The organism is Vagococcus changpingensis (assembly GCF_058211775.1).
In genome coordinates, this window is the sequence record NZ_JBYVZB010000003.1 from 239,077 (window position 1) to 251,211 (window position 12,135).

Annotated in this window: 15 protein-coding genes and 1 other annotated feature; of the genes, 3 read left to right on the forward strand and 12 right to left on the reverse strand. The window is 32.2% G+C overall.

Going from position 1 to position 12,135, the window contains the following annotated elements:
- Nucleotides 1–75 precede the first annotated feature (75 nt).
- The 6 genes from AC37UB_RS07640 to AC37UB_RS07665 all read right to left on the reverse strand — a co-directional run bounded on the left by AC37UB_RS07640 (nucleotide 76) and on the right by AC37UB_RS07665 (nucleotide 3,287).
- Entirely contained in the window at nucleotides 76–243 is a 168-nt protein-coding gene (locus tag AC37UB_RS07640) for a hypothetical protein (RefSeq protein ID WP_490685547.1), read from the reverse strand.
- Nucleotides 244–633: 390 nt separating this feature from the next.
- Nucleotides 634–885, reverse strand: coding sequence for a hypothetical protein (locus AC37UB_RS07645; RefSeq protein WP_117973383.1), 252 nt, complete (start codon nucleotides 883–885; stop codon nucleotides 634–636).
- A gap of 341 nt (nucleotides 886–1,226) precedes the next feature.
- The gene (locus tag AC37UB_RS07650) at nucleotides 1,227–1,697 is read right to left on the reverse strand and encodes a low molecular weight protein-tyrosine-phosphatase (RefSeq protein WP_490685548.1); all 471 of its coding nucleotides are present in this window, start codon (nucleotides 1,695–1,697) and stop codon (nucleotides 1,227–1,229) included.
- Nucleotides 1,698–1,756: 59 nt separating this feature from the next.
- A complete protein-coding gene (locus AC37UB_RS07655; protein WP_117973385.1) occupies nucleotides 1,757–2,014 on the reverse strand; it encodes a Veg family protein in 258 nt (85 codons plus the stop codon).
- Nucleotides 2,015–2,159: 145 nt separating this feature from the next.
- Nucleotides 2,160–2,702, reverse strand: coding sequence for a sigma-70 family RNA polymerase sigma factor (locus tag AC37UB_RS07660; protein WP_117973386.1), 543 nt, complete (start codon nucleotides 2,700–2,702; stop codon nucleotides 2,160–2,162).
- Nucleotides 2,703–2,849: 147 nt separating this feature from the next.
- Nucleotides 2,850–3,287, reverse strand: coding sequence for a MerR family transcriptional regulator (locus AC37UB_RS07665; protein WP_117973387.1), 438 nt, complete (start codon nucleotides 3,285–3,287; stop codon nucleotides 2,850–2,852).
- 142 nt (nucleotides 3,288–3,429) lie between these two features.
- Between AC37UB_RS07665 and AC37UB_RS07670 the strand changes: the two genes are divergently transcribed.
- The 3 genes from AC37UB_RS07670 (at nucleotide 3,430) to AC37UB_RS07680 (ending at nucleotide 5,994) form a co-directional block, all read left to right on the forward strand.
- Complete coding sequence (locus AC37UB_RS07670; RefSeq protein WP_242093831.1) at nucleotides 3,430–4,905, forward strand: MDR family MFS transporter; 1,476 nt, start codon at nucleotides 3,430–3,432, stop codon at nucleotides 4,903–4,905.
- The gene (locus tag AC37UB_RS07675; RefSeq protein WP_117973389.1) at nucleotides 4,902–5,618 is read left to right on the forward strand and encodes a DUF4811 domain-containing protein; all 717 of its coding nucleotides are present in this window, start codon (nucleotides 4,902–4,904) and stop codon (nucleotides 5,616–5,618) included. The genes AC37UB_RS07670 and AC37UB_RS07675 overlap by 4 nt, the downstream gene beginning before the upstream one ends.
- Before the next feature lie 130 nt (nucleotides 5,619–5,748).
- The gene (locus AC37UB_RS07680) at nucleotides 5,749–5,994 is read left to right on the forward strand and encodes a hypothetical protein (RefSeq protein WP_117973390.1); all 246 of its coding nucleotides are present in this window, start codon (nucleotides 5,749–5,751) and stop codon (nucleotides 5,992–5,994) included.
- A 42-nt stretch (nucleotides 5,995–6,036) separates the two neighbouring features.
- On the opposite strand, the gene AC37UB_RS07685 is transcribed toward AC37UB_RS07680, so the two are convergent.
- From AC37UB_RS07685 to AC37UB_RS07710, 6 genes are all read right to left on the reverse strand, one after another.
- Nucleotides 6,037–6,573, reverse strand: coding sequence for an NYN domain-containing protein (locus AC37UB_RS07685; RefSeq protein WP_117973391.1), 537 nt, complete (start codon nucleotides 6,571–6,573; stop codon nucleotides 6,037–6,039).
- A 17-nt stretch (nucleotides 6,574–6,590) separates the two neighbouring features.
- Nucleotides 6,591–7,406: a 23S rRNA (guanosine(2251)-2'-O)-methyltransferase RlmB gene (rlmB, locus tag AC37UB_RS07690; RefSeq protein WP_241699500.1), complete on the reverse strand. Its 816-nt coding sequence runs from the start codon at nucleotides 7,404–7,406 to the stop codon at nucleotides 6,591–6,593.
- Complete coding sequence (locus tag AC37UB_RS07695) at nucleotides 7,387–7,806, reverse strand: Mini-ribonuclease 3 (protein ID WP_117973393.1); 420 nt, start codon at nucleotides 7,804–7,806, stop codon at nucleotides 7,387–7,389. The genes rlmB and AC37UB_RS07695 overlap by 20 nt, the downstream gene beginning before the upstream one ends.
- Nucleotides 7,803–9,221 carry a cysteine--tRNA ligase gene (gene cysS / locus AC37UB_RS07700; RefSeq protein WP_117973394.1) on the reverse strand — a complete coding sequence of 473 codons (1,419 nt, stop codon included), beginning with the start codon at nucleotides 9,219–9,221 and terminating at the stop codon, nucleotides 7,803–7,805. Before cysS ends, AC37UB_RS07695 begins: the two co-directional genes overlap by 4 nt.
- A 51-nt stretch (nucleotides 9,222–9,272) precedes the next feature.
- Nucleotides 9,273–9,483: a binding site (T-box leader), on the reverse strand.
- Nucleotides 9,468–10,943, reverse strand: coding sequence for a glutamate--tRNA ligase (gltX, locus tag AC37UB_RS07705; protein ID WP_117973395.1), 1,476 nt, complete (start codon nucleotides 10,941–10,943; stop codon nucleotides 9,468–9,470). Its footprint overlaps the feature before it by 16 nt.
- Before the next feature lie 100 nt (nucleotides 10,944–11,043).
- The gene (locus AC37UB_RS07710) at nucleotides 11,044–12,129 is read right to left on the reverse strand and encodes a PIN/TRAM domain-containing protein (protein ID WP_117973396.1); all 1,086 of its coding nucleotides are present in this window, start codon (nucleotides 12,127–12,129) and stop codon (nucleotides 11,044–11,046) included.
- Nucleotides 12,130–12,135 lie beyond the last annotated feature (6 nt).

Genomic DNA, 12,135 nt, shown 5'->3' on the forward strand with positions numbered 1-12,135 from the left:
TCCTAAAGAATTGTGATTATTTTCACATTTAGTGTATCATTTTTCACAATCTTTTTCAATGACTATCCAGCAATATTATTCCAAACCTTGTTCAGTATTTTCGATATTTTTCATTAATATACTATCTATTGAACGTTTAATAGCTTCTAATCGATTATTTTCAATAACGTCATCTACAATAATTACATTCTCTAAGTCGTGATAAAAGAGGTGGTTCGTTATCATCATATCTACTTTATTCAAAGAATCTCTTGTTTCTTTACTATTAAATAATGTCTTTTCATATTCTAATCCTACAATTTTAATTTTAGCTTGAAATGTTCAATTTTAAAATATAGCTTAAAATCTTGGCATGATTTTTCTCTAAAGTTGTCGAGACCACGATTGAAACAGCTTTAATTTTAGTAAGACTCTCAAATACCTTATAATTACAATACCTAAAGGCTCGACTAATCAATAAAGGGGCATAAAAACGAATCCAAGGAGTATTTATTTCTAATTCTTTTAAACTCTGGGATACAATATCATAAAAAATTGGATACTGTAATTTAATAGATTTATCATTTAATTCACTTCATAAATTAACCAAATTTAGTTGATAAAGATAGACATCATTTATAAAAGAAACGTAGGCTAATTCTTTTTTATTTCCTCCTGATGAGCATTGTGACGATCTAAAGCAACGACTGTTGCTGTTGTACTTAATCTTAAAATAGCAACTAAAATAGCTGCTATACTCAATCGTTTTTTAACGACTATTTTCCCAGTTTTTATGACGTTAGTTGAACAGATGGACTGACTAGATGATTGTCTATGTTTTCTTTTTTTACGTTTCTTTTTTAATTTTATATTATTTAAATTTTCTGGTTGTATTTTATTAGTCATCCTTATATGCCCCTTTTTTGAATTTATTGTTACTTACAAAATGAGTATATGATGCTTTTAATTTGTTTAATGTTCAAAAATAACTAAAAAGGTAACCAAAAATTGACTAAAAATAAAAGTCCAGCTCATTTATCACCAATGAATCTTATTGTACACAAGTTTCTAATTTATCCCATATTAGTATCGTCATCTTTTATTTTATTGAAACAAAATTTTGACCTATTTATAATCATGTTGTCTATACTTATGAATTTTTCACAAACTATCTCATTAAGATCTAAATAAAAAGAGTTAGTAACGTTTAGCTCCTAACTCTTTTTATTTTATACTATTTGACAAAATTAACTCATTTCCTGTTCAATTTTTTCTAACCATTTTGTTGTTCCCTTATTTATCAACTCATAAGTTAAATCAAAATCTCCGGTGTAATAAGGATCTGGTATCATTTTTTTATCCAATCCAACTTCTTCTGATAATAATAAATGAATTTTATGTAATGATTCAATATCAGGTGATAATCCTTCTAAATCTCGAATATTATTTTCATCCATTCCTATAATGTAATCAAACTGATGAAAATCATCAGAAGAAATTTTTTGAGCATGTAATCCCTCACATGATAAACCGACTTCTTTCAATTTCTCTTGTGTGCCTTTATGTGGAGCGTCTCCATCATTCCAGCTCCCAGTTGCTCTGGAAGAAACCTCAATAACATCAGACAACCCTTTATTTTTTACCTTATCTTTAAATATTACCTCTGCCATAGGTGAACGACAAATATTACCTAAACAAACAAATAATACTTTTTTCATCCTTTGTCCCCCTTATTCAAAAATAAAAAGCCTCAGGTCTACTAGGCTCTATATCTTTCTTATCCTATTAATTCTTCTTCATTTTCATGAAATAATACTTCTACTGAATGTGTTAAAATATCTGTATAACTATACGACACACGTTCAAAAGCATTTTCATCTTGATCTAGTTGTACAATAAAAACTGATGGATATAACTCAGCTAATACTCCATGACGCTCAGTCTGCTTTTTACGACCCGTTTGAGCGACTAACTTTATTCTACTACCGACTTTATGTTCTAATTCTTCTTTTATGGTGGAGATACTTAAAGACATTTTATTCACCTCTTACGTCAAGTATATCATAGACGAACAAAAAAGACAAATTTTACCATAATCGTTTTTATTTATCAATAGTATTTTCATTTTTTCAAAGAATAATTAAACATTTTTAATAAGAGAGATAAGCACTTTTATTTTTTTATGAGTTAATATAGTGATGAACAAACTTTTTCTTAATTCGAGTTAAGGCTCTTTTTTCTTTTAACATCTTACATTCCTGTTCTAATGTATATTTTACGAACACTTGACGTTCATAATCAGATAATGATTCTGCAAAAAGAAACACATTTTCTTTATAAAATATATATTTGATGGTTTCTAGTGGGCGATTTTCAATCACATGAGATACCATGTCAATATCCCCTCCACAAGTGATACACTCTTTATCTACTCTTCTTTTATGAGCTTCTTGTCTCCTTATCAATGAAAATATATGATTTTTAAAATTCATTCGAAAGTAACTACCAAACGTTGCTCCTCGTTTAACATCATATGTTTGTAAGGACTTGAAACATACGATTCTTCCTTCTTGCAACCAATCATCTGTCTCATAATGGTATAAATGATATACTTTCTTCGAACGATAAACAATAGGTTTGTATGTTTCAAAAATATAGTCAAACGAATAGGAACATCCCTTTACGGCACGTTCCTTTAATAAGTCAAAAATATCTTCTCTCATAATCATAAATCTCCTTATTCTTTTGAAAGCGTTATCTCTCCTCCTTGTTATTATAACACCCCTTATTTTATAATAATTTGTTATTTTTATTAAAAAAATATGAATTTTTTGTTATCATTTAGATATTTTTAGAGCTATTCATCCATATTATTCCTCTATTTTTTTTATTTCATAACTTAATGTATTATTAACTGAATCATGCTTAATAGTTATTTTTTCATTTGTCTCACTAAATGGACCAATTGTAAATATTTCATACTGATCATCTAAAATCTCAGCATCTTTAAAGTAATTTGAAAAAACGTCACGAAATCGTTGCATTTTAGATAATTTCGCCATTGCTTTTTCATGTGCCATGGACAATTTATATCCACTATCCAGATATTCTTTAATCAGTTCTACTTTAATAATCTCACTTAGCTTATATGACCTTGGGCTATTAGGATCCGGCTGAATGGATTGGATGTATCCTTTTTTTTCCCAATATCTTAACTGTCTAGTCGTTGTCTCAGTTTTTTTTGTTAATTCACTGATTCCCATACGAATATCTTCTTGTTCTATCCAGTCTTTAAATTTAGATACCATAATAATTACCCTACTTTCCATAAAAAGGTTAACTACATCAATATACACGCACTTAACAGATGTGTCAACATTGTTGACAATGGCGTCAGAGACGTGTATATTGTTTTACTGTTATAAAAATAATTTTTAGGAGGATTATTATATGGAAAACTTACAACCCGTTGATATTCATGGGAACACATATAAACGTAGCTTACTCGTTTCGGTACTTTTAATTGGAACTTTCTGTACTGTTTTAAATCAAACTTTACTAACAACAGCCTTTCCAACTTTAATGAAAGAATTCGATGTATCTGCTGCTACCATTCAATGGCTCACAACTGGATTTTTATTAGTTAATGGGATTATGATTCCTATATCAGCTTGGTTAATGAATAAATTTAATTCAAAAAATTTATATATTGGGGCTATGAGTATTTTCTTAGTCGGGACCATTCTTTGTGCGATTGCACCAACTTTTTCCATGATATTGACTGGTAGACTCGTTCAGGCTGCTGGTGTTGGCGTATCTATGCCTTTAATGCAAAACATTATGCTAAATATTTTCCCACCTGAAAAACGTGGAGCGGCCATGGGTGGCGCTGGTATTGTTATTGGGCTAGCTCCTGCTTTAGGGCCAACTCTTTCAGGCTATATCATTGATCATTATGTCTGGCGTGATTTATTTTATATGGTTATTCCTATTGTTTTATTAGTTATTATTTTGTCGTTTTTTGCAATGAAAAGCGTATTGGAGTTATCAAATCCTGCTATTGATGTGTTATCTATTTGTTTATCTACTTTAGGGTTTGGTTCACTACTTTATGGATTTTCTAGTGTTGGAAATGATGGATGGGGTAGTACTAAAGTATTAAGCTTTTTAGCAGTCGGCGTCATTACTTTAATTATTTTCACTTGGAGACAATTAACTATCGAAACTCCTTTCTTAGAGCTAAGAGTATTTAAATCAAAAACTTATACGATTGCTACCATACTTGCAAGTTTAGCTAATATGGCAATGATTGGAGCCGAAATGGTTTTACCTTTATATATTCAAAATATTCGAGGTGAATCAGCTTTTCACTCTGGTTTAATGTTACTCCCTGGCGCATTAGTTATGGGAATTATGATGCCCGTAACTGGTCGTATTTTTGATAAACATGGAGCAAAACGTTTAGGTATCATGGGAATGTTTTTACTGACAAGTGCGACAATTCCTTTTATGTTCCTAACTGAAACAACTCCTGTAATTTATATTATGACGTTATACGCGGTACGTATGTTTGGTATTTCTATGGTAATGATGCCTCTCACTACACTAGGTATGAACTCTTTACCAAAACATCTCATTACACATGGAACAGCTGTTAATAGTACACTACGTCAAGTTGCTAGTTCTGTTGGAACGGCTATTTTAATCAGTGTTCTTACAAACAAAACTAAGAATTCTTTACCTGATAAATCACTTTTAAAATCAGCGCCTCTTGAGTACAAAGAATTAGCAACTAATGCCACTTTAACAGGTTATCATGCTGCATTTTTAGTAGCAGTTCTATTTGGAATAATAGGTTTATTGATTACTTTCTTCATTCATGAAAACATCAAAAAAACTGCTCAAAGTCAGGAGGTTATCTCATGATAGTTATCTTAGTTATTCTTAGCGCCTTATTATTTGCCTTTACATTTATTTTTGCCAAATCAACATGGCACTATACCTTGGCTGTCGTATTTGGGATCTTATTTATTGGAAGTATCACTCTAATGGGAATGAACTATTCACATCATTTTGGGATGAAAGAAGAAAAAACACTAAAAGAAATTTCTATTGTAAGTTCAACTGACAATGACCAAATGAATATATTACTTTATCAACCATTAGGAACTAGTGATGAAAAAATTTATTTATATAAAACAAACCCCTCTCAAAAAAAACTTACCCAAACTGGGACTAACCATGTAACCAATATTGTTAAAACAAGCGACGATAATAAAGCCTTACTGAAAACTGAGACTACTCGTTGGGTATATAAAAGCTCTATGTATCAAATGCTTTTTGGTATGTCTGGTAATAACAGGGAATATATTTCAAAAGAAAATATTTTCTACATTCCAAAAGACTGGTTAGAGTTAAGCACAGATCAAGCAAAAAAACTTGGAGAAGAGATGGCTAGTAAAAAAGACTCATTAGAAATCGAAATGACAAACTATGTTTCTTCTAGATTAAAAGAATCTATCGCTAAAGATCCTACTTTAGCAACAAATAAAGACAAACAATCTAAGTTATCACAAGCCTATGCAGCAGAATATCAACGAAAAATAATGTCTGATATGATTAAAGACATAACCAAATAAAAAAAAGAACGATTATCTTTAAACAGATAATCGTCCTTTTTTGGTCTATTACGATTTAATTTTTCCTCTTTACTTCAAATTGAAATCTATATTATGATAATAAAAATCATATTGTTAAAGGAGATGTATTATGAAAAAATTTTTTAATAATCAAGAAAACAAACAATTAACTGTTAATGCTATTATTTTTTTATTTGCTGTTATTTTACTTAGTTTAAGCATTATTTTTTATTTGATTGGCTTATTTGCTCACCCACAATTAGAAAACTTTTTTGCAGACGTATCTAGTATTCTTTTTACTGGCTCAGTCGCAACTGGTATATTATATTTGGTTAAAATAACGTTTGATTCACTTATGCGTTCTGCCAAAAAATAAAAAATGACCCGTTACCATAATAAAGGTAACGGGTCATTTTGTTTAATGATACATTAACTCATCAAATAATTCTTTTAATGTTTGAACTTGTTCTTGATTCCATGGACTATTTCGTCTTAAATTTTGGTACTTATAATCTTGTGTATCAGTTTTAATTTCTTTTTCCATTTCTTTAATTGAATTAAACAGTTCCCTTGCTGAAACACGTAACGCACCTTGAGAAAAAACCACCCACTGCTCTGCCAAATCACTTGTTGCTACACGAACAGTTGATAAAGCATTCATTTTATTGGGAACTTCCCGTTCAATGTATGTGTCTGCTGTTTCTTCTTCTTTTGTAAAAATAACTGTTAAACCATACTTATCATACGTCTGTTGAATACCTGGAACAAGTTGGGCATCAAATACAACGATGATTTCGATTCCTTTATATTTAGCATAATTCGATAGAATAAATAATAACTGATCTCTCGCATCTCCTAATTTATCTAGCTTTTTTAAGCGATTTAATTCAGGCCAAGCACCAATCATATTATAACCATCGACAAAAAGGACTTGATGTTTTAATTTTCGTGTCATATGATGCCCTCCATTGTTTATCTTCTCTTTCTGTATACTTCATACATTAACAAGCCAGCTGCAACACTCGCATTTAGACTTTGTACGTGACCTTCTATTGGAATAGTAATCATTTCATCGACCTCTTTTTTGAGCGCTTGTCCCATACCTTTTCCTTCATTACCAATAATTAAAGCAATGTCTCCTGAAACATTCCAGTGGGTGTAGTCTGTCCCTTCCATATCGGTTCCAAATACCCAAATATTTTCTTTTTTAAGCTCTTTCACTGTTTGAGATAAATTTGTCACACGTGAAATGGGAATATGCTCTACTGCTCCTGTAGACGTCTTAACCACAACTGGTGTCACACCAACTGCACGGTGTTTTGGAATAATAACGCCATCAACATTTACCGCATCAGCTGTCCGTAAAATAGAACCTAAATTATGTGGATCCATAATACTATCTAAAATTAAGAAAAAACGATTTTCTTTTTCTTTTGTTTTTTCCAATAATTCTGATAACGATAGATATTCATATGGGGTGATTTTTAAGACAATCCCTTGATGATTTAATCCATCTACCATTTCATCTAATTTAGATTTTGGTACCCATTTGATAGAAACTATTTTTTCTTGAGCCAACTGTTTAATTTCTTCAATTTTATTTCCTTTAATGTCTTCTTGTAAAAATAGTTTATTCCCTCGATTAGCTTGCAGCGCTTCTATTGTCGCATGTTTTCCTAACACCACATCATCCATTTCTGGTGTTGGTACATCTGCTTCTTGTTGATGTTTTTTATCAAATTTTGGGCGTTGTCTGTCTGGTTTGCGTTTATTTTGTGGTTTTCTCATTATTTTTTTCTCCTATTGTTTGAATACACCATGCAATGACTTCTTCTAAACGTTTCTTTTGTTCTGTTAAGTGTAAATATCCCATCAATGCTTCAAAACCTGTAGATGATCGGTACACAGCAACCGACGTATTTTTGGCACTTGTGTGGCTTTTGGCATTGCGGCCACGTCGATACATATCTTGTTCTTCATCATTTAAAAGTCCTTGTTCCATCATTTGTTCAATCAAATAATGTTGCGCTTTGGCTGATACATAGTGTGTTGCTAAACGGTGTAATTGATTCGGGCGAGTTTGCCCACTTTTCACTAAATAATCACGGATGTATGTTTCATATATAGCATCCCCCACGTAAGCAAGAGTTAATCCACTTAGTAAGGTATAATCTTTTTCATTTGTCATTCACTTCTACTCCATCTTGTTCCTTGAGGGGTATCTTCTAAAATAATCCCTTGTTCTTTTAATAAATCACGTATCTCATCACTTCTAGCAAAGTTTTTTTCTTTACGTGCCGTATTTCTCTCAGAAATTAACGCATCAATATCTTCATCTAATAAATCCTCGCTACTAGCTAGTTCAATACCAAAAATAAGCACTAATTTTTCTAGCGTTTCTTGATAGGCAGATATAACTTCTTTAGAAACCGTCTCTTCTTCTAAGTAACGATTTAAGTGTTTCACTAACTGATAAACTACTGTAATACCATTTGCGGCATTAAAATCATCATCCATCTCTGTAACAAATTCCATCATCAAAGTAGATAATTCTTTTAACCAATCATGATCGTTTTCTAAAGAATCAACTGACGTTTCTAATCGGAAACTCGCATTATTGTAACTACTTTTAATACGTCCTAAATTAGTCGTTGCTTCTTTAATTGTTGTTTCATTGAAAGGCATTGGTCGACGATAATGTGTCGTTGACAAAGCGAAACGTACCACTTCTGGTGACACGTCTTTCATCAAATCATGTGCGGTAATAAAGTTACCAAGTGATTTACTCATTTTCTCACCTGATTCACCGACTGTTAAATAAGCGTTATGCATCCAATAATGAGCAAATGTCTGATCAGTTTTTGCTTCACTTTGAGCAATTTCATTTTCGTGATGAGGAAATTCTAAGTCTTGACCACCTGCGTGGATGTCTATTGTATCACCTAAATGTTTTGTTGCCATCACAGAGCACTCAATGTGCCATCCTGGACGGCCTTTTCCCCATGGAGAATCCCATGAAACCTCATGCTCTTTTGCTTCTTTCCATAAAGCAAAATCTAATGGATCTTCTTTTTTAGCTGATTCATCACCAGTTCTTTGACTAGCCCCAATTTCCAATTCGTCAATGCTTTTATTACTTAACTTTCCATAAGGTTTAAATAGTCGTGTGCGGTAATACACATCTCCTTGTGACTCGTAAGCATAACCTTTATCAATTAAAACAGAAACAAAGTCAATGATATCATCAATATGGTCAACGACACGTGGGTGCAAGCAAGCTGGTTGCACGTTTAATTTACCCGTGTCTTCTTTAAAAGCCTCTATATATTTATCTGCTAATTCTTTCGTTGAAATTCCTTCTTGGTTAGCCGTCTTAATGATTTTATCATCCACATCTGTAAAGTTTGAGACATAATTAACCTTATATCCTCTAAACTCAAAATAACGTCTAACTGTATCAAAAGCGACTGTACTTCTAGCATTTCCTATATGAATGTAATTATAAACAGTCGGACCGCACAAATACATGCTCACTTCATTTGGTTTAATTGGTACAAAATTTTCTTTTTTTCGACTTAATGTATTATATATCTGTATTCCCATATACTTGCTCCTCTCATAGATAAAAAAGAACGTCTTTTAACAAATTGTTTGTTAAAAGACGTTCTCACGTGGTTCCACTTTTCTTCATTCACTTGATACAGTGAATCTTTTTGATAACATAACGTCTATCACACGAGACAAGCTACTTACTTCACTTATCCTACTCAAAGAGGCACTTCACTGATAAATTAACACTTGTTCGCACCCACCACAAGCTCTCTAAAGACAATTTATCACTTACTTTTCTTATCCTTGTATTTCTTTTAATGCTAAATTAATATGTTCTGTTGCTTGCTCTTTACCTAATAAAAGAATCGTTTCTGCTAATTCTGGACCATGCATTTGTCCACTGACTGCTACACGAATTGGCATAAATAATTTTTTACCTTTAGCTCCTGTTTCTTTTTGTACAGCTTTAATCGCTTTTTTAATAGTCGGAACATCAAATTCTTCTAATTCTTTCAATTGAGTTTTAAATGCTTCTAATACTTCTGGCACTTGTTCATCTGATAGGACTTCTTTAGCAGATTCATCAAATGACAATGTATCATTAAAGAATAAACTTGATAATTCAACGATTTCTTTTGCATAACTCATTTGTGGTTGGTAAAGACTCACTAATTCTTCAACCCAAGCTTGTTTTTCAGCGGTTGGATTTTCTTCTACTAATCCTGCTTCAATTAAATAAGGTAAGGCCATTTCTGCCATTGTTTTTCTATCAAGTTGTTTCATGTATTGGTTACTAATCCATTCAAGTTTTTTGTTATCAAAGGCTGCAGGTGATTTACCTAAACGATCTGCATCAAAGATTTTAATCAATTCTTCTTGGCTAAAGATTTCTTCTTCACCAACTGGAGACCAACCTAATAAACTGATAAAGTTAAACATTGCTTCTGGTAAGTAACCTAATTCACGGTATTGTTCGATAAATTGTAGAATCGTTTCATCACGTTTACTTAGTTTTTTACCTGTTTCTGTATTAATGATTAATGTCATATGACCAAATCTTGGTGGTGTCCAACCGAAAGCTTCATAGATCATTAATTGTTTGGGTGTGTTTGCAATATGATCATCCCCACGTAAAACATGCGTAATTTTCATCAAATGATCATCCACGGCTACGGCAAAGTTATACGTCGGCATCCCGTCACGTTTTAAAATGACAAAATCGCCACCTACACTATCAGATTCAAATGTAATGTTTCCTTTTACAATGTCATCAAATGTGTATTCTTCGCCTTTTGGTACTCTAAAACGAACCACTGGTGTGATACCTTCAGCTTCTTTTGCTGCTTGTTGTTCTGGTGTTAAATGAGCACACTTTCCATTATAACGTGGAATTTGACCACGGCTACGTTGGCTTTCACGTTCTGCTTCTAATTCTTCTTCTGTACAGTAGCATTTGTAAGCCAAGTTACTTGCTAATAATTGATCAACTAATGGTTGGTAAATATCTTTTCTTTCGGATTGACGATAAGGACCATATTCACCTGGTTTATCAGGTGACTCATCCCAGTCAATATTTAGCCATGCTAAGTTATCTAACTGACTTTTTTCTCCGTCTTCAATATTACGTTTTTGATCTGTATCCTCAATACGAATAATAAAATCGCCATCATGATGACGAGCAAATAAATAATTAAATAATGCTGTTCTGGCATTTCCTATATGCAAATGACCTGTTGGACTTGGTGCATATCTGACACGTACTTTATTTCCCATGGTATTACCTTCCTTGTTCACGTATTATCGCTTCCTATGCTTTTAGTTTACCTTCATTTACTTAAATAGTAAAGGCACTTTCTTAAGACTTTTTTAACAATTAGTCAGCATTTATCGTTGTTTGAGAATGACTTGGTTTTGCAAAAATCATTCGACCAGCAGCCGTTTGTAATGCACTCGTTACAATAACATTTATTTTCTTGTTCATAAAGTGTTTACCATCTTCAACCACAACCATTGTGCCATCATCTAAATATGCTACACCTTGTTGGCGTTCTGTTCCATCTTTCATTACAACAACATCCATTGTTTCACCAGGTATGACAACTGGTTTAACAGCATTTGCCAAGGCATTAATGTTAAATACTGGGACATTTTGAAATTCACAGACTTTATTAAGATTGTAGTCATTTGTCACGACAATACCATCTAACAATTTAGCTAACTTAATCAATTTACTATCAACTTCTTGAATATCTTCAAAATCGCCTTCATACATTTCAACCGAGATATTTTCTTCTTTTTGTAAGGCGTTTAAGATATCTAACCCTCGACGTCCGCGAACGCGTTTCATACTATCCCCTGAATCCGCAATGTATTGTAATTCATATAAAACAAAATTTGGAATTAATAATGTTCCTTCAATGAACCCAGTTTTAGCTATATCATAAATACGCCCGTCAATAATAACACTGGTATCTAATACTTTGTATTTATGAAAATAATCATCAACTCGACGATCTAAGATGTCCTCTGATACCTTTTTTGATTTTGGCATAAAGAGCTTTTTAAAATCTTCCGTTTTCATTGTTCCAACTCTAAAACCTAAATATCCTGTAATTAACATAATAATTGCCGGAACAATTAAAGGGAGTGAATAAAATGGAACAGAAATAAGTGCCCCTAAGAGTAATCCAATAATTGTACTAATACTTCCGAATAACAAATCTGATAGACTTTGTTCTGTAATAAATTTTTCTATTTTTTTTAAACCTGATACTAAGTATCGCTCAGTTAAAGTCGCAATAATTGCAAAAATAATCGCACCAATAATTCCGTTAGTAATATCGTTATTTAACCAACTAAGTGTTTCTTGATTTGTGGCTTTCCATAGTAATGGGAATAATGCCACACCTAAACTAAATCCAACAATAGCCATCACAATCGCATATATTTTTTTCTGCATACTTAT

What these genes read in the sequence shown, in the direction of transcription:
- AC37UB_RS07650 (WP_490685548.1), bottom strand. Translation starts at nt 1,697, where the DNA reads ATGAAAAAAGTATTATTTGTTTGTTTAGGTAATATTTGTCGTTCACCT.
- rlmB (WP_241699500.1), bottom strand. Translation starts at nt 7,406, where the DNA reads ATGAGAAAACCACAAAATAAACGCAAACCAGACAGACAACGCCCAAAA.
- AC37UB_RS07710 (WP_117973396.1), bottom strand. Translation starts at nt 12,129, where the DNA reads ATGCAGAAAAAAATATATGCGATTGTGATGGCTATTGTTGGATTTAGT.
- gltX (WP_117973395.1), bottom strand. Translation starts at nt 10,943, where the DNA reads ATGGGAAATAAAGTACGTGTCAGATATGCACCAAGTCCAACAGGTCAT.
- AC37UB_RS07665 (WP_117973387.1), bottom strand. Translation starts at nt 3,287, where the DNA reads ATGGTATCTAAATTTAAAGACTGGATAGAACAAGAAGATATTCGTATG.
- AC37UB_RS07655 (WP_117973385.1), bottom strand. Translation starts at nt 2,014, where the DNA reads ATGTCTTTAAGTATCTCCACCATAAAAGAAGAATTAGAACATAAAGTC.
- AC37UB_RS07675 (WP_117973389.1), top strand. Translation starts at nt 4,902, where the DNA reads ATGATAGTTATCTTAGTTATTCTTAGCGCCTTATTATTTGCCTTTACA.
- AC37UB_RS07685 (WP_117973391.1), bottom strand. Translation starts at nt 6,573, where the DNA reads ATGACACGAAAATTAAAACATCAAGTCCTTTTTGTCGATGGTTATAAT.
- AC37UB_RS07680 (WP_117973390.1), top strand. Translation starts at nt 5,749, where the DNA reads ATGAAAAAATTTTTTAATAATCAAGAAAACAAACAATTAACTGTTAAT.
- AC37UB_RS07645 (WP_117973383.1), bottom strand. Translation starts at nt 885, where the DNA reads ATGACTAATAAAATACAACCAGAAAATTTAAATAATATAAAATTAAAA.
- AC37UB_RS07695 (WP_117973393.1), bottom strand. Translation starts at nt 7,806, where the DNA reads ATGACAAATGAAAAAGATTATACCTTACTAAGTGGATTAACTCTTGCT.
- AC37UB_RS07660 (WP_117973386.1), bottom strand. Translation starts at nt 2,702, where the DNA reads ATGAGAGAAGATATTTTTGACTTATTAAAGGAACGTGCCGTAAAGGGA.
- cysS (WP_117973394.1), bottom strand. Translation starts at nt 9,221, where the DNA reads ATGGGAATACAGATATATAATACATTAAGTCGAAAAAAAGAAAATTTT.
- AC37UB_RS07670 (WP_242093831.1), top strand. Translation starts at nt 3,430, where the DNA reads ATGGAAAACTTACAACCCGTTGATATTCATGGGAACACATATAAACGT.